Genomic DNA, 26,820 nt, shown 5'->3' with positions numbered 1-26,820 from the left:
CTAGCAAGCCATGCACCAGCAAGCCTCATGCCATTGTCAGGCCTGATAGGTTACCTTTCCGCCGCAGATCGTCGTCACCGGTCGCACCTTGTCCAGATCGGCCGGAGCCGTCTTCTCGATATCCGCCGACAAAACCACCAAATCGGCCATGTAACCGGGTTTCAGCGTGCCTTTGCGGTGCTCGGCGAATTCGGCATAGGCGCCCTCGACCGTATAGCCGGCAACCGCTTCACGCAGCGAGAAACTCTGGTCCGGCAGGCCTTCTGCCCAAGGTTTGCGCATCACCGCCGCTTGTATGCCCAGGATCGGATCGATCGGCGACACCGGCCAGTCGGAAGCGAACACAACGCGAGCGCCAGCATCCTTGAGCGTGCGCCAGGCATAGCTCAGCGGCCACCTCTCGCGGCCGATGCGCGAGAGTGTCGGTTCCAGCGGGAAGTTCAGCGCGCCGGGCGGATGTGGCGGCTGCATGGATGCAATGACGCCCAATTCGGCGAAGCGCGGCACGTCGGCTTCGGTAATGACCTCAATGTGCTCGACCCGATGCCGGCTGTCGCGCTTGCCATTGGCCTTTTGCGCCGCCTCGTAGCCGTCGAGAACCGCGCGTACCGCTCCGTCGCCGATGGAATGCACCGCGATCTGCAGGCCGCGCCGATCGGCCTCCACCGCGACTTGCGCGAAATGTTCTGGCGTAAACAGCGGCTCGCCGACCCAGTCCGGACGATCCGCATATGGCTCGACCATCACCGCCGTCCATGAATCGAGCACACCGTCGTAAAAAACCTTGACCATGCCCGACGACAGCCATTCCGACTTGTAGGTCGAGGCCATCGTCGATGCCTTTTCAAGCATGTCTATGTCCATGAAGTTCTTGAAGTGGAAAGGAATTTTTGTGCGGCATAGCAATCGCCCCTCCTGTTCCAGGCCGGCAAGCAGCTCAAGCTGGTAGAGGTTTCCGTCCATATTCTGGATCGACGTGATGCCGTGCCTGGCGCACCATTCGAGGCCGCGATGCATCAGATCGCGGTCGGCCGCCAGTTCCTCGGCCAAGGGGTAAGGCTCGGGCTCGCCGCCGGTCAGGCCAAGCCGCGTGCGGTTCTGGCCGAAGAATTCCAGGATCGGGCCGAATGCCTCGCCTTCGCGCAATTCGCCTGCGGCGAGCCCGTCGGCGCCCATGACGATTTCGTTACCCGGTCCCAATTGGCGGCCGTGCAGAAGCCCTGCTTGCTCCAGCGCCATGGTGTTCGCCCACATCGTATGGTGGTCGGAAGCCGACATGGCAAAGGGGCGGTCGGGGATCATGCGGTCGAGATGATGTCGCGTAACCGGCTCGGAAAGGATCGCATAGTCGACGCCGGCGCCGATCAGAAGCCTGGCGTTGGGCCGTGCCGCCGCAAAGGTCTGGATCGCATCGCGCAAGGCGTCGAAGCCGTGCACGCCAGCCAGATGCAGATTATCGAGTTCGGCAGCGCCGCCGAACAGATGCATGTGGGCTTCGATGAAACCCGGGATCACCGAACCGCCCTTGGCGTCGATGACCTTGGTGGCCGGTCCCTTGAGCTGTTCGATGGAGGTGCGGCTGCCGATGGCGACGATGGCGCCGTCCTTGACGGCAACGGCCTCGGCGGCGGGATTGTCGTCGTCCATGGTCAGCACGCGACCGTTGATGACGATCAGATCCGCGTTTTGACCCGCACCCGTGACTGACATCGCGACTCCGCGTTTTTGACGACCGACTGAGACCGACAACCCCGGTGTCCACAACCTGCCACTCCACTGGAGCGGCGCTATCGGACAGAAGTGATGTCAACTCGCCGTCTTCGAAATTTCCCTTGTTATGCCAAGAGACAGCGTGGATAAAGAATGCGACTGATTATTCGCGTTTGTCAACATGCGGAATATCGAATGTATTGTGGACAGCACGCTCCGCCTGTGTTGAGACCGGGCGGGGAACGAGGACAGCAAGCCGTGAAGCGCAGTCTCGACCGCAAAACCAGGATAGCGCTGGAGCCGCGCAAGCAGCCGCGGCAACAACGGTCGAGCAAGGTGGTCGACAGGATCCTCGACGCCGCGCTGGTCTTGACGCGGGAGCAAGGAACCAGGACGCCGACGACGTTCGCCATTGCGCAGCGCGCGGGCCTGTCGGTCGGTTCGGTCTACCAGTACTTTCCCAACAAGGAAGCCATTCTTCTGGATCTCGCCCGGCGCTGGCTGTCATCCTTTCCCGAGGTGATCGCGAGGCGCATCAAGGTCGCCCCGCCCACCAACCGCGAAGAGTTCCGGCGTGAAGTGCGCAAGCTCTTCAAAGACACGTCCAGGCTCTATCTCGATAATGCCACCTTGATGCCGGTGATCGAGGCTATTTCAGGCAATGCCGATCTCCGGCCGATCCAAAACGAATATGACGACCAGATCATCGCCCTCTATGCCGCATGGCTGCAGCATGTGAACCCGGCTCTTGAAGACAAGGTCGCCAGCCGGCTTGGCGTGCTGATGATGGAGGTCGGCCATGCCTGCCGGCTTGTAGGGCTGAAAAAGGACCGCAGGACATACGACCTCATCGAGGACGATGTTGAAACCATGTGGCTCGCTCTGGTGACACCCTATCTCAACCTTGAATGATTTCGCATTTCGAGAGGAATTTGATGAAGACTGTCTATTCGCCGCTACACGCTGGCCATGCCGGCCAGATGGAACTGGTTACGAGTGCGATCGTGCCGGGTTTCGAGAAGCCCTCGCGGGCCGAATTCATCAAGGCGCGGGTCGAAAGCGAGAGACTGGGACCGATCGTCCTGCCGCTCGAGCATGATCTTGCCGCCGCAAAGCGCATCCACAAATCAGACTATGTCGACTTCCTGCCGACGGTCTGGCCGCAATGGGTGGAAGCCGGCCTGAAGGGCACGGCGATGCCTTTCACCTGGCCGACGCGCGGCTTGCGCGGCGACGTGCCGCCGAAGCGCATCGACGCCCTGCTTGGCTACTATTCCTTCGATGCCGGCGCCACCTTCGTCGAAGGCACATGGGCTGCGATCAAGTCGTCCTATGACGTGGCGCTGACCGCTGCCGGCCTGGTCAAGGACGGCGACGCTTCCGCCTTCGCGCTCTGCCGTCCGCCCGGCCACCATGCCGGTGCAGGCTTCATGGGCGGCTATTGCTACATCAACAACGCCGCTGTCGCCGCCCAATGGTTCCGCGACCAGGGCGCTGCCCGTGTCTCCATTCTCGACGTCGACTACCACCACGGCAACGGCACGCAGGAGATCTTCTACGACCGCGCCGACGTGCAGGTCCTCAACCTGCATGGCGATCCCCTGGTCGAGTACCCGTTCTTCCTCGGCCATGCCGACGAAGGTGGCGCCGGCGAAGGCGAAGGCTTCAACGTCAATTATCCGATGCCCTTCGGCACCGACTGGGACGCCTGGAATGCCTCGCTCGAGGACGCCTGCGCCAAGCTTGCCGCTTACGCCCCGGATGTCGTCATCGTCTCGCTGGGTGTCGACACGTTCGAGAAGGACCCGATCAGCCAGTTCAGGCTGAAGACGACAGACTATCCCAAGATCGGCCGCCGCGTCGCCAGGCTCGGCCTGCCGACGCTGTTCGTCATGGAAGGCGGCTATGCCGTCGAAGAGATCGGCATCAACGCCGTCGGCGTGCTGACCGGCTTCGAGGATCGGTAATGCCTGTCGCCCAAAAGTGTGTAGCGGTTCCGGGACAACGACAGGCATAGGTAGAAGACCACCAGGACCGGGCGGCAATGCCGCCCGGATTTCGTTCAGGTCGCGGCGCCGATGCTAGGCGCGACAACTGGCTCGGCCGGTTTGCGCGAGCGGCCGAGGTAGTAGACCCCCGCCGCCGCGATGACGCCGGCCACCAGGATACCCGCCGCCAGGACCGGCCGATACCAGAACCAGGCAATAGCAATTGTCGTCGTGCCGACCAGGATCGCCAGGAAGAAGGCAATGATGCCTGTTCCCATCCGCGCCATGCTGCCGAGGAACGGGATGACGTCGAGGATCACGCCGATCGGGCTGAGGAACAGGGCAAAGCCGATGGTCAGCAGCAAAAGGCCGGCGGCGCGCAGCAGCCAGGTGATAAGGGTGTTTGCACTGACCGCCTCGGCGAACATCTTGTCGGCGGGGACAGTGCCGGTATCGACCATCAGCAACGCATCGCCCGCCTCGGTCTGGTAGGGCTCGAACCGGCTGCCGGCCTGCCGCGCGACGATGCTGACCACGCCGAGCGGCGCCAGGTCGTAGCTGATGCGGTAGTCACCCAGCGCCGGCGTTGTCGTGTCTGCGCCGAGATAGATCTCGCCGTCGACGATGCTGAGCGGCCGGCTGCCGGTATACGCGGCTTTGATCGCGGCAGACTGGTCGGACGATAGCGGATAGTCCTTGTCGCCCTCGATGTGATCGAGCACCGGCGTGTCGAGATCGAAGGCGACGAGCTTGCCTTGTGGAATTTGGAAGGTGCGGCTGTGGATCGCCATCGGCGGATTCTGGTGGCCGTCCGGTTTCTTGAAATCCGACGAGTCGATCTGGCTGTCGTCCCACACCTTCGAATAGCTGTAGGTGGTCACCGTCTCTTCGCCGCCACCCAGCTTCTTGGTGGTCTCGGATTTGGATTCTTCCTTCCACTGGTACATCTCGACGCTGCGCGACAGCCGCAGCCCTTGCGCCGCAATGCCGAAATCCGGATCGGCGAGACCACTGTCCGCCGTCACCGGCCCGCTGACATGCACCAGCTTTCCGTCATTGCCGGCATCCACGCTGTTGGCGCTGGCCGAAATCACGGCACCCGCCCCTTCGGCCAGCGAGCGCGCCGTCTGTACCGCGCGGCCCTCGTTCCAGAACAGCCCGATCACCATCAACACGACCAGAAGCAGGCCGAAGATGACCCCGCCGACCGCGCGCTTGATCCGCCCGAACCACGAGACGGATGTTACTTCCCGAAATGAATCGCTCATTGTTTCCCCCGAAACCACTGGTGCTAAAATTTGAGCGTGGCCGGCGGCCGCGCATTGAACCTGTCAATCAGCGTGGATCTGCGTACCGCCCCATGCCGATGGCCGCCAACAAGGGCTACCCATCTCGCCCGGTCGGATCGAAGGGACGCCCATCCCTGTCGATCAGCGAAAACCTATCGGAATCGATCAGTCTTCGATACGGCAGCTTTGCAACAAGGCCGGCTTTTTTTGTGCCGACGTTTCAGGTGCGTCAGGGCGGCAAAACGGCTTGGAGTCCGCCTCTGAGTCGTACGTGAGTCCACCGGATTCGATTTTGTCAAATCGCGTTTGATGTCGGATTCAACTGCGGGTAGATTAGACCCGAATCAGCCGGTCCTCGGGGGGCGCGGCGACCACCCAAAGTCTCTTGTTCCGGAGCTTTTCCGGCACCAGACGCGGACGGCTTCGCGTTCCCTGAATGGATTCGAAACTGGTTGGCGCAGCCCTGCGCCACGCGTGTGTCTTCGTCAAAGTGATGCGTATTCGGGTTCGGCGGCTGGCTTCCAGCAACCGGGCGGCAGAAACGATTCCGGCCAAAAGCAACAGAATGAGCAGTCCCGCAGCGCCACTTCAATCCGACACATTGGGCTCGCGCCTGACGTCGCGCGGCGACCTCACCAGCTTTTTCATGCAGCTGACCGCCGAGATCGGTGCCGACAGCTATATGCTGGTCGCCATCGTCCACGATCAGGACCGCAACGATGCGCGCATCGTCTCGTCCAACTGGATTTTCGACGCCATCGAACTGACCGGCAAGCGGCTGATCGCCGGGCTTGCGCAAGGAGCGCTCACGGTGGGGCCGGGTATCCGCCCGATCGCTCTGGTGGCATCCCAGGCGCCCGAGGCTGACGGGTTGATCACCGGTGAGGAAGCGCGCCTTCTCGACGTGCTTGGCCATGCGGAGATCTATTCGCTGCGCCTCAATGTCGGCCGGCAGCGTCTGTTCGCCCTGTTCTCCGCGGCGACTGCCGGCAATATCGACCAGCCGGCGCTGATGCGGGCGCAGCTGAAATGCTGCTATGCGCTGTCGCACATCCCGCAGCTGATTGCCGCCGCCGCGATGCAGGATCCGCTGTCGGATCGCGAGCGCGAATGCCTGTTCTGGGTCTCCGAAGGCAAGACCACCGACGAGGTCGCCGTTATCCTTGGCGTCTCCTCCAACACCGTCAACAGCTACATCACCCACGCCATCCAGAAATTCGCGGCCAGCAACCGTGCGATGGCCATCGCCACGGCGATCAGGAGCGGCATCATTTGAAACACGCCGATATCAAAGAAGCTGCCGAAGCCCTTTTCAACGAACAGCGCAATCCGTTCGGCGCCTTTTCTCTCGGCTCCGAGACCCATCACGCCGTCACCATTCCCGATGCCGTGCGCCGCTGCCGCTGGATATCAGTCGACATCAACGCCTCCGCCTTCGGCCTGTTCTTTGTCAGCCCCTCGCCCGAACGCGCACGGCTCGTCCCTTGCCTTGATTCCGACTATCCCGGCATTTCGGTGGCGACGAAATTCATTTCAGGCGCCAATGGCGAGGAGATCGTGCGCCACACCCGCATCTCGACGGAACCGCGCTGGTGGACGGATGACGGCGCAGCCGCCATGGCGGCGATGTTCGGCAACCTCGCCTGGACCGAGCAGATGGCCCCGCTGGCGCCCGGCACCAGTGGCATCGCCTTTCCCGTCCACGCCGATCGTGGGCAGTGCGGACTCGTCGTTTTCATGGGCTCTGAGATAGCCTTGCCGCAGGACGCGCTCTACGAGATCCACGCCCGCTGCTTCTCGTTGTTCGCCGCCGTGGCGCGCATCCGTCCCGGCGATGCGGGCCGCATGCGCTCTATCTCCAAGCGCGAACTCGAATGCCTGAAGCTGACCGCCAATGGCAACACCAGCGAGGAGATAGCGCGGCTGCTGAAACTGTCGGTGCACACAGCCAACCAGTATCTGACCCAGTCGACCCAGAAACTCAACGCCGTCAACCGCAACCAGGCCGTTGCCAAGGCGCTGCGGCTTGGCCTGATCGAATAAGGCAACTATAGGATTGGCCCGCTTCTGTCGGAAGCGGTCGATGTTCCGCGAAAGGCCCGCGGCTCGACCTTGCGGATACGCGCCTGTTCGATGACCGCCTCGAGCAAGGCCGTGTTGTGCTCCGGGTCTTCGCCCGGCTTCTCGAACGAAACGTAGTTGACCACCACCGACGCGCCGTTCTCGCTCAGCGTCAGCTGGAAATAGACGGTGACCCCAGGCGGCCTCAACTCCAGATCAAGCACGATGCGCGGGCTGCCGGTCCAGTCGACATGCGCCTCGCCGCCATGGCCGAGCCGCAGTGTGCCAGGCATGAAGAACAGCTCCACCGCTGAATCGACGAGATCCGACAGGCATGCGAAATGTTCCAGCCGGATGAACGCTATATAGTCGGCGACATCGATCAGCCTCAGTTCACCCACCACCTGCTCGATGGCACTGGCGACGATGATCTCGCGGGATTTTGCATGCGGTTGACGGTTCATGAAATCTGTCTGCGCTCAGCCTTTTTCGAGTAGACGATCCGCACCAGTTCGGCGACGGCCTGGTAGAATTGCGATGGGATAACACTATCGACCGAAACTTGCTTGTACATGGAGCGGGCGAGCGCCACGTCCTCGAAGATCGGGATGTTGTTTTCGCGTGCGATCTCGCGGATTTTCAGCGCCACCAGATCCTGCCCCTTGGCCAACACCATTGGTGCCGAGTCCTCGTCGCGCACGTATTTTAACGCGATCGAGAAGTGCGTCGGGTTGGCGATGATCAGCGTCGCGCGCGGCACCGCCGTCATCATCCGCTTGCGCGCCCGGTCGCGCGCCAGCGAGCGCAGTCGCGACTTGACGATCGGATCGCCCTCGGACTGCTTGAACTCGTCCTTGACCTCCTGCTTGCTCATGCGCAGATCCTGCTTCCAGTGGAAGCGCGACCAGACGATGTCGACTGCCGCGATCAACCCCATGACGAAGACGATCGCCACCAGGATGTCGACGGCAATGCCTCGGATGACGAGTCCGAAAGCGACCGGATTGGTGATCATGCCGGCGAGCAGCTTGCGGTGGTCTTCCGACAGAGTGAAGCTCAGCACGACGATGGCAAAGCCGACCTTGCCGAGTGACTTCAGGAACTCGACCCAACCCTGAATGCCGAACAGCCTGTTCCACCCCTTGGGGATCGAGATGCGCGAGAGTTGCGGCCGCACCCGCTCGCCGACGAACTGCGGCATGTTCTGGAACACCGAGGCGCCGACACCGGCGACAGTCAGCAGCACGAACAGGCTGATGACGGCCCGGCCCACCTCGAAAATGACAGTCTTGTAGAGCGCGATGACGTCCGTCTCGGTGTCCATCGGCCAGGCTTCCGGCTTCTCCAGGAACATCGACAGGAACATGCCGAGATCGATGACCGCGTCCTTGGCGTAGAAGACGGTGAACACCAGTATGGCAACGAAGGATGCAAGGAGCGCCGTTTCCCGCGAATGGGGCAGTTTGCCCTGTTCGACAGTGTCGCGGATCTTCTTTTCCGTCGCCTCTTCGGTTTTCGAATCCTTGTCGACCGCGTCAGCCATGGCGCGGTCTTAGGCGGCGTCTTGGGTCGACGGAAGTTCGAAGGCGCCTTCGCGCGACAGCCGGATCGTCGTCGTCACGATCGTCTTGCGTGCTGCTGTGATATCGGCAAGAGGAACTCCTTCCGAACCTTGTCCGAGTTCGGCTTCGATCATGCGCCGCGACCGCGCGCCGATCGCCGACAGCACGGATTCGGCAAGTCCCGCCTGCGCGCCGCGCAAGGCCAGTGTGACCAGTTCGGTCGATAGCCCGTCGAACAGCAGCACCCGCGCTTTCTGGGTGAGCAGCGGCAGGTCATCGAAGGCGAACAGGCGGGCCCGCACACCATCGAGGTCGGGCGTGCCGGCGGCCTCCAGATCCTGCATGACCTCCTCGAGCAGCGGCTTGTCCAGTTCGTTGAGAACGCTGGCGACACGCGCCTGCCCGGCAGAAGTGTCTTTGGTCGAGGTTTCCGCCAACACGCTGGTGCGCAGCCGGTTTTCGACGATCTTGCTGGCGGCGTCCGGAACATTGGCCATCGTCACCATGCGCTTGATGATTTCGCCACGCATCGGCTTGGTCAACGTCAGCAGCACGCTCGCCGCAACCTGCGGCGCCAGCTTCGACAGCACCATGGCCGCAGTCTGCGGGTGCTCGCCCGCCAGGAAGGCGCCAAGCCGCGCCGGCTCGAGCTTTTCGAGCTCGGGCCAGATGGGCGGCGGGCCTTCCGGGGCGACTTCGAATCTCTTGTCGCCCATGATCGCGCTCATCTCTTCGGGCGACAGCGACTCGTTGAGGATGGTGTCCATCCTGTCGGCGGAATCGAGCAATCCCGCCCCTTCGGTGAACTCGGCCTCGAACTCGGCGACGATGCGCTCGAGATCGCTTTGCGGAATCGTCCGCAGCAGTCGGGCGCCCTCGATCAGCGCCTTCAGTTCTTCCTGCTTGAAGAATTTCAACAGGCGGCTGGCCGACGGCTTGCCCATCGCCACCAGTATGGCGGCTGCCTTCTGCGCGCGGGTCAAGGTGGCCGGCGTCGTCATGCCACTCGCCTTCGCTGCCACCGGCAAGCTCCGCAACCCATGTCTAGGCGCCCTTCGTGCCAGCGATGATTTCGGTCAGCCTGATGCCGAAGCGCGACGGATCGCTTTCCAGCACGGTGATCTCGCCGCGCGCGATCTTGCGGCCGTTGACCACAACGTCGACAGGTTCGCCGATACGACGATTAAGCGCCACCGTCGAGCCCTTCTGGAGCGCCATCAGGTCAGAGACCGGCATCTCGGTGCTGCCGAGGATGATCTGAACATCGACGGGGATGTTCATGATGACGCTTGAATTGGCGCCGGAGGCCGCCCTGAACGCCGCATCCGGGCGTTGTTCCTCTTCGTGCAGGACCCCGCGCAATTCTTCAATGGCACGGTCGAGTTGTTCGTCCGGCTGGTCGAGGTCGGCTTCCACCTTGGTCTTGGCCATGATTGTCTCCAGTGCTCAGGCGCGTCCGGCGGCAGCCGGCATCAGCCCGTCGATAAAATTCTGCCCGGCATCGTAGGGATGCTTGATTCGGACGGTATAATTCTGTCCCAGTTTGCCGAATTCGCAGACGAACAGCGTCTGGCCGCGGGCACTGAGACGCGCCTGGGATTGCGCCGTTTCCTCGAATTCGATGATCTGGCCGATGTCGAAGTTGGCGAGGTCGCCGAGCGTCAGCCGGGCCAGTGGCATGGTGGCTTCGAGCGCTACCGTTGAGCGCATCACCTCTTCCGAAAAGCGCGCGCGCCAGCTGGCGTTTTGATCCTTCTCGCTGACCGCGGCAACGCCGTCCCGACCGGCCAGCACGATACGCTGCGGCATCGTCACGGTAATGGTGCCGCTGTCGGCCGGCGTCGAGACGCCGAGGACGATGCGCAGTGCGGCGCCGTCGCGCAACACGTGTCGCTTGGCCTCCATCCCAGACATCGCCCGCGGCGCCGGAAGCCGTAGCTCAAGCGAGCGCCGACCGGATCCGTTCAGCGCCTGCGCGACCTGTTGAAACACCATCGTCGAAACGTCGGTCTCGATCGGCGACAGGTCACGCTCGATCGGCGACACTGGCATGTCCGGGTCACCCCCAAACAGCGTCGAGACCATGATGGCGATCGCGGCGCCATCGATGACGAGGGTCACTGCATCGGAAGACGTCGGCGAGGCAACGACGGTCATCGCGAAATTCTCACCGGCGCTGGAACGCGCCTCGGGAACGCGGCTGATCTCGACCGCTTTGAGATCGACAATGACCGGAACGCCAAGCTCGCCGGTCAGGCTTTTCTGCAGCAGCGGCACAGCGCGCTCGGCCATGGCGCGACCTGCATCGATGACCTGCGCGGCCTCGCCGCTGTCACCGACAAGGCGCTCGATGATCAGCGAGCGCGCTTCCGATGGGCTGCCCGGACTGGTCATGACAGTGCTGGGACCGATCTGTCGCGCATCGTTCAGGCGGCCTTCTTTTCGACGGCGCCGGTGTTCATCGTGCTCTGCTCGACGGCGTCGATCGTCGGTCGTTCGTAGGATGAGATGGTCTTGCGGCCGAACTCGATCGCCACCTGCGGCAGCGCGCCGTTCATGTAGGCCAGCAGCGTCTGCTTGACGATGATGTAGAGCCGATTCTTCTTCTCACGCACGGTCTTGATCTTGGTGGCGACAGGCCCGACCACCGCGTAGGACAGGAAGATGCCGAGGAAAGTGCCGACCAAGGCCGCGCCGATCAAGCCGCCTAGGATTTCCGGCGACTGGTCGAGCGCGCCCATCGCCTTGACCACGCCAAGGACGGCAGCGACGATGCCGAGCGCAGGCAAGCCATCGCCAACCGCGATCAGCGCGTGATAGGCCTTCATCTTGTCGGATTTGATGGTCTGGATTTCCTCGTCCATCAGCGCCTCGATCTCATGCGAGCGAGCATTGCCGATTATGATGATGCGGCAGTAGTCGCAGATGAAATGCGTCAGATCATGGTTCTTGAGCACGGTCGGGAATGCCTGGAAGATCGCCGACTCCTCGGCATTGTCGATATGGGCTTCGACCTCACTGCGCGACTTCGAGCGCAGCTCTCGCATCAGTGAGTGCAGCACGCCCAGCGTTTCGAGATAGTCCCGCTCCTTCGGCACAGCCTGCTTGAACGCTTCGAGGATGGCCTTGCCGGTGTCCTTGACCGTCTTCATCGGGTTGGCAACGAGGAAGGTGCCGAGCGCCGCACCGCAGATGACCACGGCTTCCCACGGCTGTACCAGCACATGAAGATGGCCGCCCATGGCCATGAAGCCGCCAAGGACGCAGCCGAGCGTCACCACAAGTCCAATCAGAATGCCCACGAAAGGTCCTTCCGCATTTCACATCAGGAGCAAGGAATAGCCCTCGTGCCTTGTGTGAGGCTTGAATCGAAGCCGCCGGATCCGATTCAGTTTCGCGCAAGGAAGTAGGGATATTGTCCTGACATAGCTTCGGCCGGAGGCACGTTTTTGCTGAATACCTTTACCAGCTACCAGCTCATCACCAAGGACATCTCGAAGTCGATCGACAGGATCGAGCAGCAGCCGGTGGTTGATCGCGACACCAAATATTATCTCGCCAACATAACCAAGGTGAAATCGATCGACGATTTCGTCAAAAATGACCGTTTGTTCAAATACGCCATGAAAGCCTACGGGCTCGAGGACATGGACTACGCCAAGGCCTTCATGGTCAAGGCCCTGAAGGAAGGTATCTCCAATCCCGACAGTTTCGCCAACAAGCTGACCGATAAGCGCTATGCCGAATTCGTCAGCGCCTTCAATTTCGCCGCCAACGGCCCCAATGCGACCATCTACAACAAGACGCAGCAGATGGTGACCAAGAATTACGCCACGCAGGCGGAAATCGCCGGCCTCGATCCGGCTTCGGCCTATGTGAAGGGCGAGACCACATACTATCTCGCCAACATCACAAAGGTGAAGTCGATCGACGATCTGATGTCGAACAATCGGCTCTACACATATGCGCTGGCTTCTTTCGGTCTCGATTCGGCGACGGAGGACAAGGACCTCATCAAGCGGGTTCTGCAAGGTGGCGTCCGCGATCCTGACAGCGTCGCCAACAAGATGACGGACAAGACCTACGCCGCACTTGCCTCCGCCTTCAATTTCGAAGCCTATGGTGCGAACACCACCACCATCAATCCGGCACAGCAGCCGACCGTCGACAAATACATGCGCCAGAGCCTCGAAGAGGATGCCGGCAAGACCAACCAGGGCGTGCGGCTGGCGCTTTATTTCGACCGCAAGGCGCCTGATATCACCAGCTGGTTCGACGTGCTGGCCGACACCGCGCTTGCCAGCGTCGTGCGCACCGTGCTCGGGCTGCCCGATTCCTTCGCCACCGCCGATGTCGACAAGCAGGCGCAGCTGTTCGAGCAGAAACTCGACATCTCGGATTTCTCCGACCCCGAGAAGCTCGGTAAGTTTCTGACACGCTTCACCAGCATGTACGAGATCAACAACCCGACGTCATCGGCGGTCACCTCGGTCGGCGTGCTCTTTGCGCAGCCGATCACGGTCGGCATCTCCACCGACCTGATGATGGCCATGCAGAAGCTGAGGTTCTGAGAGCATCATGCGGGACAGTCTGTACGTCGCCCTTTCCTCGCAGATCGCGCTCGAGCGCCGCCTCGATACGATCGCCGACAATGTCGCCAACGCCTCGACGATCGGTTTTCGCGCCACCGGCGTGAAGTTCGAGGACGTCGTCTCCGGCACCGGGTCGAAATCGGTGTCCTTCGCATCCTCCGGCAAGACGTACCTTTCCGGCGCTCACGGAGCCTTGAGCGAGACCGGAAATCCCTTCGATTTCGCCGTCCAGGGCGATGCCTGGTTCGCCATCGATACACCTGTCGGAACTGTCATGACCCGCGACGGGCGCTTTTCGATGAACGAGAACGGCGAACTCATGTCGATGGAAGGCCACGCCGTGCTCGATGCCGGCGGCTCGCCGATCCAGCTCGATCCGCGCAACGGCCCACCCAAGGCCGGGGCCGACGGTTCGCTGCGCCAGAACGGTCAGCTTGTCGGCTCGATCGGTCTCTACAATTTCGATCCGGGCGAGAATTTTGTCCGCTACGGCAATTCCGGCATCGTTCCGGCACGCACGCCGGAGCCTGTTACCGATCGCTCCGATATAGGCATCGCCCAGGGGTTTCTCGAAGAATCCAACGTCAATCCGGTGCTGGAGATCACCCGGCTGATCATGGTCCAGCGCGCCTTCGAGAACACCGCTGCCCTTATGCGGCAGACCGACTCCTCCACTGACGAGGCAATCAAGACGCTCGGCTCGAAATAGTCCATGTCACTTGACCAGCCATCCCTGCGCGCATCCGAAAGGCAGCTCCAGCCAGCCCCGAAAGACCGGCTTGCCGCGCTGGAACGGGTATGGCAGCGTTTCGCCGACGCCGAGACGCTACTCAAGCGCGGAGGCCGCGTCACCGAAGTCACGCCCACGCATTACAAGGTGCACGGCCTATCCGATTTCGCCAGGCTCGGTGACATCGTCGAGCAGCGCGGCCATGGCGGCACGCGCCATGGCGAGATCGTCAAGATCAGCCGCGACGAAGTCGTCGTGGCGCCCTTCGAACGCAGTGCAGATGCCGGCATCGGCGATGCCGTGTTCCGCCGCGGTCCGCTCGCGGTGGCGCCGCATGCCTCGTGGCGCGGCCGTACCATCGACGCGCTCACCAGGGCAATCGATGGCGGCGCGCCGCTCGTCAGGGGTGACGACGCGTCGAGCGGCGCCCAGACGACGCCCGGCGCAATGGCGCGGCAGCGTGTCGGCACCGCCTTCATGACCGGGGTCAAGGTCATCGACATCTTCACGCCGCTCTGCTTCGGCCAGCGCCTTGGCATCTTCGCCGGCTCCGGCGTCGGCAAGTCGACGCTGCTCGCCATGCTTGCCGGCGCCGACGCGTTCGACACCGTCGTCGTGGCGCTCATCGGCGAACGCGGCCGCGAAGTCCGCGAATTCCTCGAGGACACGATCGGCGACAGCATGGCCAAGACCGTCGCCGTCGTCGCCACCAGTGATGAGAGCGCCATGATGCGCCGGCGCGCGCCGGACACCGCCATGCGCATCGCCGAACATTTTCGCGATCAGGGCCACCGCGTGCTCCTGGTGCTGGACTCGATCACCCGCTTCGCCCACGCGCTGCGCGAGGTGGCGACGGGAACCGGCGAGCCACCGGTCGCGCGCGGCTACCCGGCTTCGGTGTTCACCGAACTGCCCAAGCTGCTCGAACGTGCCGGGCCAGGCACGGAAGGCAAAGGATCGATCACCGCCATCATCTCCGTGCTGGTCGACGGCGACGACCACAACGACCCGGTCGCTGATTCCGTGCGCGGCATTCTCGACGGTCACGTCGTGCTCGACCGCACGATTGCCGAACAGGGCCGCTACCCGCCGGTCAATCCGCTGTCGTCCATATCGCGGCTGGCCGACAAGGCGTGGAGCACCGAACAGCGCGCGCTGGTGACAAGACTGAAGTCGATGATCTCGCGGTTCGAGGATACGCGCGACATCCGCTTGCTGGGTGCTTACCAGGGCGGCGTCGATGCCGAGCTCGATATTGCCGTGCGCCAGGTGCCGCTGATCTACGAAGCGCTGACGCAAACGCCGAAGGACCGCCCGTCAACCGATCCGTTCTCCGATCTCGCCCGCCACCTCAAGAGCAAGCTGAATGCCGATGCCGGAGACTGAACGCGAATATACCGAGCGCATCCTGCGCGACATGATCGCCGAGGCCAACGCGGCGGAGAAAGCCCGAGCTGACGAAGCCAGAACCGCCAAGGCAAAGGTTGCCCGTGCGATCGCTGCCAAAGCCGAGGCCGTTCTGGCCAGAGCCGTAAAGCCAGCCCTGCCACGGGTTGCCAAAGCCGATTCCGTTCTGACCAAGGTCGCCGAGCCCGCCCTGCCCAGGGTTCCCCGGGCCGGGGCCGCCGAGATGACTCAAGCCAGCCGCGAATCGCTGATCGACGGGCTGTTCCCGCGCACCGAATGGCCGCAGCCGCCAAAGGCGCAGTTTCCCAGGCTGAAAAAGAAATCGGACCGGCGCAGCGACTTCGTCATTGCCGCGCTCGGCATCACGCTCGGGCTGATTTGCGCCCTGTTTCCGTGGTACATATTCTTCAATCAGGACCAATTCGGCGTACAGGCGATCAAGTTCGGCGGCACCGGCACCAATTCAGGACGGGCGGGCGGCGGCGTGGTCGCCCAACGCAGCGCGCCGCTGACGGCCAAAGACGTTCCGGCCACCAATCTCGATCTGCTCGCCACGGGAACCGTGCAGGATGACGCCAATCCCTCACCGGCACCCGACGATCAGCCCTTTCCGGCCGACGCGGCGAAATTCCGCATGGTCCATGTCGCCAATGGCCGCGCCATGATTGAGGACGACGCCGGCCTCTGGATCGTCCAGCCTGGCTCGATACTGCCGGATACCAGCCAGGTGTCATCCATCGAGCAGCGCAACGGCAAATGGGTGATGGTCACCAGCACCAACCAGGTGATCCAACTCTCCCGATAGGCGCCCCGTCTGAAGCCTGCTGCTATCCGCAAGGTCCGCGCAAGACTGGCGGCCTAGTCTTCGGGAACCCGCCCGGAGATTCCCATGGAGCCCGTTTCCCTTTTCGACCTCGCCGCCAAGCAAGCCCAGTGGCTGGCCGTGCGCCAGTCGGCCGTCGCCGGCAACATCGCCAACGCCAACACGCCGGGCTACACGGCAAACGATGTCGAACCGTTCGAAAAGGTGCTCGACCGCACAGCCGTGTCGCTTCAGGCCACACAGGCCGGTCATCTCGGTAACGCAGCGACCAATGCCGGCTTCACCATCAAGCCGCAGGAAGATGACGGCGTCATCATGCCGTCCAAGAACTCGGTCGTGTTGGAAGACCAGTTGATGAAGGCCGGCGAGGTGCGCCGCTCCTTCGAGCTCAACACGGCGATCGTCAAGGCGTTCCATTCCATGATGATGATGGCGGTGAAGAGCTGACCATGGACGCGCTGACCGCAGCCCTCAAAGTCGCAGCATCCGGCCTCGGCGCCCAATCGGAGCGGCTGCGCGTCGTTTCCGAAAACCTAGCCAACGCCCAGTCGACGGGAACTGCTCCCGGCTCCGATCCGTATCGCCGCAAGACCATCAGCTTCGTCTCCGAGCTCGACCGGACCTCCGGCAGCTCGACGGTTGCAGTGAACTCGATCGATCGTGATCCCAGTGACTTTCCGGTCGAGTTCCAGCCCGGCAACGAGGCCGCCAATGAGAAGGGCTACGTCAAGATGCCCAACGTCAACGTGCTGATCGAGATGGCTGACATGACCGAGGCCAACCGCTCCTATGAAGCCAATCTTCAGGTCGTCAAGCAGGCGCGCGACCTTATTTCGATGACCATCGACCTGATGAGGAACCAGTAATGATCAGCGGCCTCGCAGCCCTTCAGTTCAAGTCGCCGATCGGCGGCGACGATGCGATGACAAGCCTTCTCCAGGGCAGCGCGACATCTTCGGCCGGTGGCAATGTCGGCACCTCCTTCGCCGAAGCGTTGAGCCAGGCCGCCTCCAAGACGGTCAACACGATGCAGAACGCCGAACAGGTGTCGATACAGGCGCTCAAGGGCGACGCCGACACCCGGCAGGTGGTCGACGCCGTGATGAGCGCGCAGCAGGCGCTTCAGACCGCCGTCGCCATCCGCGACAAGGTGGTTTCCGCCTATCTCGAAGTCAGTCGAATGGGCATCTGAGGAATTCCGCCATGAAAGCACTCGCCATCGCCGCCACCGGCATGAATGCCCAGCAGACAAATCTGGAAGTCATCGCCAACAACATCGCCAACATCAACACCACCGGCTACAAGCGCGCCCGTGCCGAATTCTCCGACCTCCTCTACCAGGTCGATCGCACGCAAGGTGTGCCCAACCGCTCCAATGCCTCGCTGGTACCGGAGGGCGTCTCGATCGGCCTCGGCGTCAAGACGACGGCCGTGCGCAACGTTCACACGCAGGGCGAACTGACCAGCACCGGCAACAGTTTCGACCTGGCGCTGACCGGCAGGGGCTGGTTCCAGATCGAAGGCGCCGACGGCGGCACGCTCTACAGCCGCGCCGGCGCCCTCAACACCAACGCGACAGGCCAGTTGGTGACAGTCGACGGCGCTGCCGTCATTCCGGCCATCAACGTCCCCGTCGATGCCGTCGAGGTTATCGTCAACAAGACGGGACAGGTCTTCGCGCGCATCGACGGACAGACCGACCTCCAGAATCTCGGCCAGCTTCAGATCGCCAACTTCGCCAACGAGGCGGGCCTGGCGCCGCTCGGCGACAATTTGTTCCAGGAAACCACGGCCTCCGGTCCGGCGAATGTCGGTGTCCCGGGCGATCCAGGGTTTGCCACCATCCAGCAGGGCTATCTCGAAGCCTCGAACGTCGATCCGGTCAAGGAAATCACCGAGCTGATCTCGGCACAGCGCGCCTATGAGATGAACTCCAAGGTTATCCAGGCCGCCGACGACATGGCCTCCGTCGTCTCCAAGAACATCCGGTAACGCATGATGTCGACGCCCGGCCTCCTGTCCGCATTCCGCCGCACCGCGCTCGTCCTTGCGCTGGTAGCGGGAAGCATGCCGGCTTTTGCCCAGGAGTCGACAAACCAATCGGTCGATCAGTCAGCCACCCAGATCGCCGGCAATCAACCTGTCGGCGACGTCGTGCTGATACCCAACCGGGTCATCTATCCCGGCCAGACCATCGAACTTACGGCTTTGAAACAGGTGACCCTCATGGCCGGCAAGCACAAGCCGGACGGGGTCGTCACAAGGGCCGAGGAACTCGACGGCAAGGTCGCCAAGCGCACCCTGCTGCCCGGCCGCTACATCCCTTCTACCGCCATCCGCGAAGCCTGGCTGGTCGAACAGGGTGCGTCCGTGCAGGTCTTCTTCATCGCCGGCGGCCTGACGATCTCGGCAACCGCCGTGACGCTGCAGCCAGGTGCCGCGGGCGACCTCGTCAAGGTCCGCAACATCGACAGCGGCAAGATCCTGTCCGGCACGGTGATGGCGGATGGAACCATCCAGGTCAGCGCTTCATGATGCGCGGACTTACCCTGATATTGGCGGCCGTACTTGGCCTGCAGCCGGCACTGGCCGACGGCCTGACACCGAAGGCCAAACGCGATCTCGCCGCCAAGAATGGCGGCGTCTATAACGATCCAGAATATGATCCGGCCACCACCAGCCGCATGTTTCGGGTCTCGACCGGACCGAGTTCGCTGCCGCCGGGCCAGGTCGCCTCGCGCATCAAGGACATCGCCCAGCTACAGAGTTCGCGCGACAACCAGCTGGTCGGCTACGGCCTGGTCATCGGCCTTGCCGGATCGGGCGACAGCTTGCGCAACTCGCCGTTCACCGAACAGTCGATCCGCGCCATGCTCGAAAATCTCGGCATCGCCACCGAAGGCGGCAGCGCGCGCGCCAAGAACGTCGCCGCCGTCATCGTCACCGCCAACATGCCGCCCTACGTGCAGTCGGGCGCCCGCATCGACATCGACGTCTCCTCGATGGGCGACGCGACTTCGCTCGCCGGCGGAACGCTGATCATGACGCCGCTTAAGGCGGCGGACGGCGAGATCTACGCCGTCGGCCAGGGCTCGGTGATCGTTTCCGGCTTTACCGCCAAGGGACAGGCCGAGCAGCTGACGCAAGGCGTGCCGACCTCCGGTCGCGTGCCGAACGGTGCCATCGTCGAGCGTGCCGTCCAGGCCGAGTTCGACGATCAGGCAACACTGACGCTGCAACTGCGCAATCCCGACTTCTCGACCGCCATCCGTATCGCCGATGCCATCAACGACTACACCAGCCAGCGTTTCGGTGCGCGCGTAGCGGCCGAGCGCGATTCGCGCACCGTGCAGATCAGAAGGCCAAAGGGTGTTTCGGCGGCTCGCTTCTATGCCGAGATCGAGAACCTGGTTGTGGAATCGGACACGCCGGCCCGTGTCGTCATCGACGAGCGCACCGGCACCATCGTCATCGGCAACGACGTCAAGATCTCGCGGGTCGCCATCAGTCACGGCACGCTCACCGTGCGCATCACCGAAGCACCGCGCATCGTGCAGCCCGAGCCCTTCTCCAAGGGCGAGACCGCCGTCGAACCGTTCACCGCCATCGAAGCCAGCCGGCCCGACGCCCGCGTTGCCGTGCTCGACGGTCCCGATCTTCAGACCCTCGTTTCCGGTCTCAACCGGCTCGGCGTCAAGCCGGACGGCATCATTGCCATTCTGCAGGGCATTAAATCGGCCGGAGCCCTGCAGGCCGACCTGGTTCTGCAATAGGCTATGCCGATGACACGCTCCTTCCCACGCCATGAAAGATATCGCCCCGTCGCTATCCTGCTCGTGACCGCCGTTCTCGCGGCTCTGCCCTTTGCCGGCGATACCGCACGCGGTGAGGAGGCGGTCCGTCAGGTCCTGCCGGGAGCGCCGGTCGCAGCGGCGCCGCAGCTATTGGCGCGAGAGAAGGCACCCGACCAAAGCGAGATCGAGCGTTTTTGCTCCAACATCGCAGACGCCGCCCGCGACCGCCGCTATGTCTTGCAGGCGGAGGAACTGAAACAGCTCCAGGCCGGCATCGACCAGCGTATGAAGGCGCTGGAGGAAAAAAAGGCCGAATACGAGACGTGGCTGAAGCGACGCGAGGTTTTCCTGGCCCGGGCCGAGGATGGCGTGGTCCAGATCTATGCCGGCATGAAGCCTGACGCCGCCGCCGAGCGGCTGGCCATCGTCAACGCCGATCTGGCGGCGGCCGTATTGATGAAGCTCGACCCCCGCAAAGCGAGCGTCATCCTCAACGAAATGGACCAGAAGGCGGCGGCGACGCTCACCGGCATCATGGCCAGCGCAGCCCGAAGGGCAGACCCGTCATGATCCGCAAAATGCTCGTCCTGTGCGCGGTCGTCATGTTGTCCGGTTGTGGAACCAACCTGAAGGAGGTCGGCAGGGAACCGGCTCTGTCACCGGTCGGCTCCGGCATCGACGGTGGCAGCACCGACTCCTCCCTCTATCGCTATCCGGAAACGCCGCCTGCGCCGCCCAGGAAATTCTCGCTGTGGGATGACCGCCAGAGCCGGTTGTTCACCGATCCGCGGGCGCTGTCCCAGGGCGACATCCTGACCGTCAAGATCAGGATCAATGACCGCGCCAACTTCAAGAACCAGAACGACAGGAGCCGCACTGCCAACCGCAAGCTCGGTTTCGATATCAGCGCGCAATGGGACAAGATCGGCAGCACCGCCGGCAAGGGTGCTGGCGCTCTGAACTCCACCACGGACACGACGGCTGATGGCGAGATCAAGCGATCGGAAACCCTGGATCTCAATGTCGCTGCCATCGTCATCGATGTCCTGCCGAACGGCAATTTGATGATCAAGGGATCGCAGGAAGTGCGCGTCAACGCCGAACTCAGGGTGCTCACCATCGCCGGCATCGTGCGGCCGGCCGATATCGGCGCCGAAAACACCATCCCCTACGAACGCATCGCCGAAGCGCGCATCTCCTATGGCGGACGCGGCCGCATCACCGAGATCCAGCAACCTGCCTACGGCCAGCAGGTGCTCGACCAGGTTCTTCCGTTCTAGGATTGGGGAACACCGAGCCGTGGCAAATATCGAACAGGTTCAGCCCCGCAAGGGTCCTTCGCTCGCCGTCCAGGGCGGCATGCTGCTGGTTGTGACGGCGGCCGCCATCGGCATGGGCTGGATGTCCGGCGGCTACCTGAAGGGCGTCGGCGCACCTCCGACGGTACCGGCGGCGCCTGAGAACCAAGGCAAGACCGAGCAGCAGGCTGCGGCCGAGCAGCCAGGCGTGGGGCCAACGCTCGTCGTGCTGGCGCCGATCACCACCAACATCGCTTCGCCTGCCGATACCTGGATCAGGATGGAGGTCTCCGTCGTCTATGATGGGCCGCAGCCACAGGCAATGTCGGACGACATCCACCAGGATCTTCTGGCCTTGGTGCGCACCTTGAAGATGCATCAGATCGAGGGCGCCAGCGGCTACCAGCACCTGAAGGCCGATCTCGAGGAACGCGCCTCGATCCGCAGCCAGGGTCACGCCAAACAGGTTCTCATCAGGACATTGCTGCTCGAATGAGAAAGTTCCTTCTCGCCATGGCGTTGATCGCCGCCGCCACGTCCGTCGCGGCGGCCCAGCAGCTGGATCTCGGCGGCATCGGTAAGGCCGATGGCACCACCGTCGGCTACATCATCCAGATGTTCGGCCTGCTGACCGTGCTGTCGGTGGCGCCGGGCCTGATGATCATGGTGACCAGCTTCACCCGCTTCGTAATCGCCTTCTCGATTCTGCGCGCCGGCATCGGCCTGCAGTCGACGCCGGCAAACCTCATTCTCATCTCGCTGTCGCTGTTCATGACCTTCTATGTCATGGCGCCGACCTTCGATCAGGCCTGGAACACCGGCGTCAAGCCGCTGATGGACAACCAGATCACCCAGACCGAGGCGTTCGAGAGGATTTCGGATCCGTTCCGCACCTTCATGCTGCACAACGTGCGCGACAAGGACTTCGACCTGTTCGCCGATCTCGCCCGCGAGCGCGGCCAGACAGTTTCGCGCGACACCGTCGACCTCCGCATTCTCGTGCCCGCCTTCATGATCTCGGAGATCCGGCGCGGCTTCGAGATCGGCTTCCTGATCGTGCTGCCATTCCTGGTCATCGACATGATCGTCGCGACGATCACCATGGCGATGGGTATGATGATGCTGCCGCCGACAGTGGTGTCGCTGCCGTTCAAGATCCTGTTCTTCGTCCTGATCGACGGCTGGAATCTGCTCGTCGGCAGTCTGGTGCGCTCCTTCAACTGATCCCGGGCGACTGAATCCTCCAGCGCCGCTCTGGCGCGCTACTCCGGCGCAGAATTCACGCAATATATTTTCGATTAACCGTCCGGTTTAGCCCTTTGGTAGGGACTTGCCCGCATATTCGCTCGCAGATGGCGGGTGATCGATTTCCAGAGATCATTGGCATGATGCCGCACCGTCATACCGGTAGAGCCGGTATGTCAAAAAAACACGTGTAAAATCAGGGTACGAGTAGCCATGTCCAGCATCATGACGAACACTGCCGCGTTGACGGCACTGCAGAGCCTGAACTCCACCAACAAGAACCTCGAAGCCACCCAGTCCCGCATCTCGACCGGCTACAAGGTCTCGCAGGCCTCCGACAACGCCGCTTACTGGTCGATCGCCACCACGATGCGTTCCGACAACCAGGCAATGTCCACCGTTTCGGACTCGCTCGGCCTCGGCGCTTCGAAGGTCGACACCGCTTACACCGGCATGAACAGCGCGATCAGCACGATCAACCAGATCCAGCAGAAGCTGACCGCATCCTACGGTCAGACTGATGCGGCCAAGGAAAAAACCCAGGTCGAAATCGCCGCTCTTCAGAACCAGTTGAAAGCCTACGCTGACGGCGCCACCTTCTCCGGCACCAACATGCTGTCGGTGTCCACGGCTTCGGGCACGGCGGCAGACGTCAAGATCGTTTCGGCCTTCAATCGCAGCTCCACCGGTGCGGTTTCGATCTCGACCATCGACGTCAAAGTGGAAAGCATCAAGCTCTATGACGCCGGCGCCGCGCCGACCGCCAAGGGCATCCTCGACACGGCCCGCCTCGGCACCACCGGCGCTGCGGCCGCAGCCTCGGGCTCGCAGTCAGCCCTGGGCGCGGCTGCACTGGTCACCGATACCTATTCGGTCGCCTCGCTGACCATCTTCTCGGGTGGCGTTGCTGCCAGCGATAGTCAGATCGCGCAGCAGATGACCGTCGTCGACGCGGCGCTCAAGGACATGACCAACGCCGCCACCAAGCTCGGCGCTGCCAAGAGCTCTATCGACCTGCAGAAGACCTTCACCTCGAACCTGATGGACTCCATCGATCGCGGCATCGGCCAGCTCGTTGACGCCGACATGAACAAGGAATCGACCCGTCTGCAGGCCCTGCAGGTCCAGCAGCAGCTCGGCATCCAGGCGCTGTCGATCGCCAACGGTTCCTCGCAGTCGATTCTGTCGCTCTTCCGCGGCTAATCGCCTCCGCTCCACCACATTTCGCACCAAGAAATCGGGCCGCGCCCAAACCGCGGCCCGATTTGCGTTTTGCTCCAGCCCCGCGCAACCGTCGCTCCTTAACTCTGGAAGCCAGCGTTTAACAGGCTGTTAACCATGTCGCGCTAATTATGGTTAACCAATAGCTTACAACAGTTGGCGAATCGGCCCTACCGGCACGATAGCAGCGTTGAACAGTCCTATCCGGCGTGTCTGAGCATGTCGGCTTTTGAGAAGGAGCGACTTTCTTGGCGAGCATCATGACAAACGCTTCGGCGTTAACCGCACTCCAAAGCCTCAGCGCCACAAGCAAGTCGCTCGAACAGACGCAGGCTCGTATATCGACGGGCTATCGGGTCTCGCAGGCCTCCGACAACGCCGCCTATTGGTCGATCGCCACCACGATGCGTTCGGACAATCAGGCCCTGTCGACGGTCCAGGACGCACTCGGCCTCGGCGCCTCGAAAGTCGATACCGCCTACACCGGCTTGAACAATGTGCTGACGACGATCGGCCAGATCAAGACAAAGGTGCTCTCGACCGTCGGCCAGACGGATGCCGCCAAGGCGAAGACCCAGACCGAGATCAAGGCCCTTCAGGCGCAGATGAAGTCCTTTGCAGATGCAGCCACCTTCTCGGGATCTAATTTCCTTGCGGTGACCTCCAAGCAGGTCGCGGCCGCCAATGACGGCGTCCAGCCCGACTCCCAGATTGTTTCTTCATTCAATCGCTCCTCATCCGGCGCCATCTCGATCGGAACGATCGACATCGATGTCGAGAGCACTAAGCTCTTTGACTACGGCCTTGCCAGCGACGTGAAGAACTATGGCACCCTCGATCGCCAGACTTCCATCTATTCCACAGGAGCCGCCCAGACGGAGTATGACACAGCCTATGCTGCCGCGATCGCCGGCGGAGGGACTGATATCGCCGCGAACACCGCGGGCCAGGCCGCTGTTACCGGCACCCCCGCCAAGATTGACAACATCTCGGCCTACAACCTCGATATCACGGCGGCCGGGGTGACCGACGATATCATCACGCAGATGGTGAATAGGATCGACAAGGTCATGGCTCAGCTGACCGACTCCGCCACCATCCTCGGCGCCGCCAAGAGCAGCATCGACCTACAGAAGACCTTCACCCAGAGCTTGATGGACTCCATCGACCGCGGCGTCGGCCAGCTCGTCGATGCCGACATGAACAAGGAATCGACCCGCTTGCAGGCATTGCAGGTGCAGCAGCAGCTCGGCATCCAGGCGCTGTCGATCGCCAACAGCGCCTCGCAGTCGATCCTGTCGCTGTTCAAGAACTGATCACAGGCGCCACTAGCGCGATCCCCACTCATCCCGATTGACGGGCCGCGTCGCAAGCGCGGCCCGATTTCATTTTCGCACAAGCTTCGAAGGCTACTGTTCCGGCGGACAATCATGCTGGGAGTCGTTGAACCGTGCCGGAACAGATCCAGAGCATCATCTCGAATCTCCGCGGGTTTGGCGTGAAGCGCCTCGCCATGCTGGCGGGCATCGCGGTTCTGGTGATGGGTGTCATCGGCATCGCCTCGGTCTATCTCAACCGCCCCGCCTACGACACGCTCTATGTCGGCCTCGACCGCGCCGACGTGAACCAGATCGGCCTGGTGCTGGGCGAAGCCGGCATCGGCTTCGACGTCGGTGCCGACGGAACCTCGGTGCTGGTGCCGGCCGGCACCACCGCGCAGGCGCGCATGCTGCTGGCCGAAAAGGGGCTGCCGACAAGCGCCAATGCCGGCTACGAACTGTTCGACAATGTCGGCTCGCTCGGCCTCACCTCCTTCATGCAGCAGATCACCCGCGTGCGTGCGCTGGAAGGCGAGATCGCCCGCACCATCCAGTCGATATCGGGCATCAAGGCGGCGCGCGTCCATATCGTCATGTCCGAACGCGCCAATTTCCGCCGCGACGAGCAGCAGCCTTCCGCCTCGGTGGTCATCCGCTACGCCGGCATCGACGCCGAGAAGAGCGCCATGTCGATCCGCCATCTCGTTGCCGCCGCCGTCCCCGGCCTGTCGGCCGACAAGGTGACGGTGCTCGATTCCAGCGGCAATCTGCTGGCCGCGGGCGATGACCCTTCCAACACCAGCGCCGCCCGCACGCTCGGCGTCGAGCAGACCGTCGAGGCTCAGATCGGCGACAACATCCGCCGTGCGCTGACTGCCTATCTCGGCCCCGATAATTTCCGCGCCAGCGTCAAGGCCGAGGTCAACACCGACACCCGCCAGACCGAAGAAACCATCTTCGATCCGAACTCCCGCGTCGAACGCTCGGTGCAATCGGTGCGCGCCAACGAGAACAACAATCAGAAGCAGGCCTCGACCCCGGCCAGCGTCGAACAGAACCTGCCCGAGACCCAGGCAACCGCCACCGATGGTCCGCAGTCCTCTTCGCAGAACGATCGCAGAGAAGAGATCACCAACTACGAGATCAATTCAAAGAAGATCGCCACCGTCTCCAACGGCTACAGCGTCACCAAGATGTCGATTGCCGTCGTCGTCAACCAGCAGCGGCTGATGACCATACTCGGCAAGGACGCCACGCCGGAGCAGATTGCCAAGCGCGTCGCCGACATCCAGAAGATGGTGACCTCGGCCACCGGCCTGGACGAAAAGCGCGGCGACGTCATCGATGTCTCGGCTGTCGAGTTCATCGACGGGCTGGAGGGCGAGGCGATCCCGCAGGCCGGAATGCTCGATTCCATCGGCCAGCATGCCGGCACGCTGATCAACGCCGGCGCCTTCATCGTCGTGGTGTTCCTGGTCGCCTTCTTCGGCCTGAGGCCAATGGCGTCGGCGCTGACGGCTAAGGCAACACCGGCCCTGTCGGGCCCCAGCTTCGATGACGTCCAGCGCTCGCTGCCAATGCCGGAAGCCACGGCGGTCGCCGACAATGTCGCGGTTGGCGCCTTGCCCGGTTCGCGACCAGGTCCGACACCGCTCGATGATCTTCGCCAGAAGATCAGGCCGGCGCCGCAGGATCGGCTTGCCCGAATGGTCGACCTCAACGAGGAGCGTACCGCGCAGATCCTGCGCAAATGGGCAGCCCAGGAAGTTGCGGTGTAGACC

At 62.7% G+C, this 26,820-nt stretch carries 29 protein-coding genes; 21 read left to right on the top strand and 8 right to left on the bottom strand.

The window, feature by feature from the left end; all coding sequences use genetic code 11:
* Nucleotides 1-36: 36 nt before the first annotated feature.
* On the bottom strand, nt 37-1,710 hold the full coding sequence (locus tag NKJ89_RS03135; RefSeq protein WP_352599758.1) for an amidohydrolase: 1,674 nt from the start codon (nt 1,708-1,710) through the stop codon (nt 37-39).
* A gap of 258 nt (nt 1,711-1,968) precedes the next feature.
* Between NKJ89_RS03135 and NKJ89_RS03130 the strand changes: the two genes are divergently transcribed.
* A complete protein-coding gene (locus NKJ89_RS03130; RefSeq protein ID WP_352599756.1) occupies nt 1,969-2,622 on the top strand; it encodes a TetR/AcrR family transcriptional regulator in 654 nt (217 codons plus the stop codon).
* A gap of 23 nt (nt 2,623-2,645) precedes the next feature.
* Nucleotides 2,646-3,677 carry a histone deacetylase family protein gene (locus NKJ89_RS03125; RefSeq protein ID WP_352599754.1) on the top strand — a complete coding sequence of 344 codons (1,032 nt, stop codon included), beginning with the start codon at nt 2,646-2,648 and terminating at the stop codon, nt 3,675-3,677.
* Between the two features lie 95 nt (nt 3,678-3,772).
* Here NKJ89_RS03125 and NKJ89_RS03120 read toward each other — a convergent pair whose 3' ends face one another.
* Nucleotides 3,773-4,966 (bottom strand): TMEM43 family protein, encoded by a 1,194-nt coding sequence (locus tag NKJ89_RS03120; RefSeq protein ID WP_352599752.1) that lies wholly within the window; start codon nt 4,964-4,966, stop codon nt 3,773-3,775.
* Between the two features lie 586 nt (nt 4,967-5,552).
* Between NKJ89_RS03120 and NKJ89_RS03115 the strand changes: the two genes are divergently transcribed.
* Nucleotides 5,553-6,263, top strand: a complete 711-nt coding sequence (locus NKJ89_RS03115) for a helix-turn-helix transcriptional regulator (protein WP_352599750.1) — start codon at nt 5,553-5,555, stop codon at nt 6,261-6,263.
* Nucleotides 6,260-7,030: a helix-turn-helix transcriptional regulator gene (locus NKJ89_RS03110; protein WP_352599748.1), complete on the top strand. Its 771-nt coding sequence runs from the start codon at nt 6,260-6,262 to the stop codon at nt 7,028-7,030. Before NKJ89_RS03115 ends, NKJ89_RS03110 begins: the two co-directional genes overlap by 4 nt.
* Before the next feature lie 5 nt (nt 7,031-7,035).
* Here NKJ89_RS03110 and NKJ89_RS03105 read toward each other — a convergent pair whose 3' ends face one another.
* Genes NKJ89_RS03105 through motA form a run of 6 tightly spaced genes read right to left on the bottom strand, consistent with a single transcriptional unit; the run spans nt 7,036 to nt 11,912 of the window.
* Nucleotides 7,036-7,512 (bottom strand): BspJ family T4SS effector nucleomodulin, encoded by a 477-nt coding sequence (locus NKJ89_RS03105; protein WP_352599746.1) that lies wholly within the window; start codon nt 7,510-7,512, stop codon nt 7,036-7,038.
* Nucleotides 7,509-8,591, bottom strand: coding sequence for a flagellar biosynthesis protein FlhB (flhB, locus tag NKJ89_RS03100; protein ID WP_352599744.1), 1,083 nt, complete (start codon nt 8,589-8,591; stop codon nt 7,509-7,511). Before flhB ends, NKJ89_RS03105 begins: the two co-directional genes overlap by 4 nt.
* 9 nt (nt 8,592-8,600) lie before the next feature.
* Nucleotides 8,601-9,611 carry a flagellar motor switch protein FliG gene (locus NKJ89_RS03095; protein WP_023761674.1) on the bottom strand — a complete coding sequence of 337 codons (1,011 nt, stop codon included), beginning with the start codon at nt 9,609-9,611 and terminating at the stop codon, nt 8,601-8,603.
* A gap of 43 nt (nt 9,612-9,654) precedes the next feature.
* Nucleotides 9,655-10,041: a flagellar motor switch protein FliN gene (gene fliN, locus NKJ89_RS03090; RefSeq protein ID WP_023761675.1), complete on the bottom strand. Its 387-nt coding sequence runs from the start codon at nt 10,039-10,041 to the stop codon at nt 9,655-9,657.
* 15 nt (nt 10,042-10,056) lie between these two features.
* Nucleotides 10,057-11,004 (bottom strand): FliM/FliN family flagellar motor switch protein, encoded by a 948-nt coding sequence (locus NKJ89_RS03085; RefSeq protein WP_352599742.1) that lies wholly within the window; start codon nt 11,002-11,004, stop codon nt 10,057-10,059.
* A 32-nt stretch (nt 11,005-11,036) separates the two neighbouring features.
* Entirely contained in the window at nt 11,037-11,912 is an 876-nt protein-coding gene (gene motA / locus NKJ89_RS03080; protein WP_023761677.1) for a flagellar motor stator protein MotA, read from the bottom strand.
* A gap of 147 nt (nt 11,913-12,059) precedes the next feature.
* Between motA and NKJ89_RS03075 the strand changes: the two genes are divergently transcribed.
* The 17 genes from NKJ89_RS03075 (at nt 12,060) to fliF (ending at nt 26,817) form a co-directional block, all read left to right on the top strand.
* Entirely contained in the window at nt 12,060-13,181 is a 1,122-nt protein-coding gene (locus tag NKJ89_RS03075; RefSeq protein ID WP_352599740.1) for a DUF1217 domain-containing protein, read from the top strand.
* Nucleotides 13,182-13,188: 7 nt separating this feature from the next.
* Complete coding sequence (gene flgF, locus NKJ89_RS03070) at nt 13,189-13,911, top strand: flagellar basal-body rod protein FlgF (protein WP_352599738.1); 723 nt, start codon at nt 13,189-13,191, stop codon at nt 13,909-13,911.
* Nucleotides 13,912-13,914: 3 nt separating this feature from the next.
* Complete coding sequence (gene fliI, locus NKJ89_RS03065; protein WP_352599736.1) at nt 13,915-15,318, top strand: flagellar protein export ATPase FliI; 1,404 nt, start codon at nt 13,915-13,917, stop codon at nt 15,316-15,318.
* Nucleotides 15,299-16,144: a hypothetical protein gene (locus tag NKJ89_RS03060; RefSeq protein ID WP_023761681.1), complete on the top strand. Its 846-nt coding sequence runs from the start codon at nt 15,299-15,301 to the stop codon at nt 16,142-16,144. The genes fliI and NKJ89_RS03060 overlap by 20 nt, the downstream gene beginning before the upstream one ends.
* Nucleotides 16,145-16,228: 84 nt before the next feature.
* Nucleotides 16,229-16,609: a flagellar basal body rod protein FlgB gene (flgB, locus tag NKJ89_RS03055; protein ID WP_023761682.1), complete on the top strand. Its 381-nt coding sequence runs from the start codon at nt 16,229-16,231 to the stop codon at nt 16,607-16,609.
* 2 nt (nt 16,610-16,611) lie between these two features.
* Nucleotides 16,612-17,028: a flagellar basal body rod protein FlgC gene (flgC, locus tag NKJ89_RS03050; RefSeq protein ID WP_023761683.1), complete on the top strand. Its 417-nt coding sequence runs from the start codon at nt 16,612-16,614 to the stop codon at nt 17,026-17,028.
* On the top strand, nt 17,028-17,354 hold the full coding sequence (fliE, locus tag NKJ89_RS03045) for a flagellar hook-basal body complex protein FliE (RefSeq protein WP_352599734.1): 327 nt from the start codon (nt 17,028-17,030) through the stop codon (nt 17,352-17,354). Before flgC ends, fliE begins: the two co-directional genes overlap by 1 nt.
* A gap of 11 nt (nt 17,355-17,365) precedes the next feature.
* The gene (gene flgG, locus NKJ89_RS03040; protein WP_013529795.1) at nt 17,366-18,154 is read left to right on the top strand and encodes a flagellar basal-body rod protein FlgG; all 789 of its coding nucleotides are present in this window, start codon (nt 17,366-17,368) and stop codon (nt 18,152-18,154) included.
* Nucleotides 18,155-18,157: 3 nt separating this feature from the next.
* The gene (gene flgA, locus NKJ89_RS03035) at nt 18,158-18,697 is read left to right on the top strand and encodes a flagellar basal body P-ring formation chaperone FlgA (protein WP_352599732.1); all 540 of its coding nucleotides are present in this window, start codon (nt 18,158-18,160) and stop codon (nt 18,695-18,697) included.
* Nucleotides 18,694-19,935, top strand: a complete 1,242-nt coding sequence (locus tag NKJ89_RS03030) for a flagellar basal body P-ring protein FlgI (RefSeq protein ID WP_352599730.1) — start codon at nt 18,694-18,696, stop codon at nt 19,933-19,935. Before flgA ends, NKJ89_RS03030 begins: the two co-directional genes overlap by 4 nt.
* A 3-nt stretch (nt 19,936-19,938) precedes the next feature.
* Nucleotides 19,939-20,526, top strand: coding sequence for a MotE family protein (locus tag NKJ89_RS03025; protein WP_352599729.1), 588 nt, complete (start codon nt 19,939-19,941; stop codon nt 20,524-20,526).
* A complete protein-coding gene (flgH, locus tag NKJ89_RS03020) occupies nt 20,523-21,236 on the top strand; it encodes a flagellar basal body L-ring protein FlgH (RefSeq protein WP_352599727.1) in 714 nt (237 codons plus the stop codon). Before NKJ89_RS03025 ends, flgH begins: the two co-directional genes overlap by 4 nt.
* 19 nt (nt 21,237-21,255) lie before the next feature.
* Nucleotides 21,256-21,750, top strand: a complete 495-nt coding sequence (locus NKJ89_RS03015) for a flagellar basal body-associated FliL family protein (RefSeq protein WP_023761689.1) — start codon at nt 21,256-21,258, stop codon at nt 21,748-21,750.
* Nucleotides 21,747-22,478, top strand: a complete 732-nt coding sequence (gene fliP / locus NKJ89_RS03010) for a flagellar type III secretion system pore protein FliP (RefSeq protein ID WP_023761690.1) — start codon at nt 21,747-21,749, stop codon at nt 22,476-22,478. The genes NKJ89_RS03015 and fliP overlap by 4 nt, the downstream gene beginning before the upstream one ends.
* A gap of 234 nt (nt 22,479-22,712) precedes the next feature.
* Entirely contained in the window at nt 22,713-23,702 is a 990-nt protein-coding gene (locus NKJ89_RS03005; RefSeq protein ID WP_023761691.1) for a flagellin N-terminal helical domain-containing protein, read from the top strand.
* A gap of 266 nt (nt 23,703-23,968) precedes the next feature.
* Nucleotides 23,969-25,036 carry a flagellin N-terminal helical domain-containing protein gene (locus NKJ89_RS03000; protein ID WP_031260865.1) on the top strand — a complete coding sequence of 356 codons (1,068 nt, stop codon included), beginning with the start codon at nt 23,969-23,971 and terminating at the stop codon, nt 25,034-25,036.
* 134 nt (nt 25,037-25,170) lie between these two features.
* Complete coding sequence (gene fliF / locus NKJ89_RS02995) at nt 25,171-26,817, top strand: flagellar basal-body MS-ring/collar protein FliF (RefSeq protein WP_352599725.1); 1,647 nt, start codon at nt 25,171-25,173, stop codon at nt 26,815-26,817.
* The last annotated feature ends 3 nt before the right edge of the window (nt 26,818-26,820 follow it).

It is taken from the genome of Mesorhizobium sp. M0047 (genome assembly GCF_040323315.1).
GTDB lineage: Bacteria > Pseudomonadota > Alphaproteobacteria > Rhizobiales > Rhizobiaceae > Mesorhizobium.
Note: the sequence above shows the minus strand (reverse complement) of the source record. Positions and strands in the feature narration are given on the sequence as shown.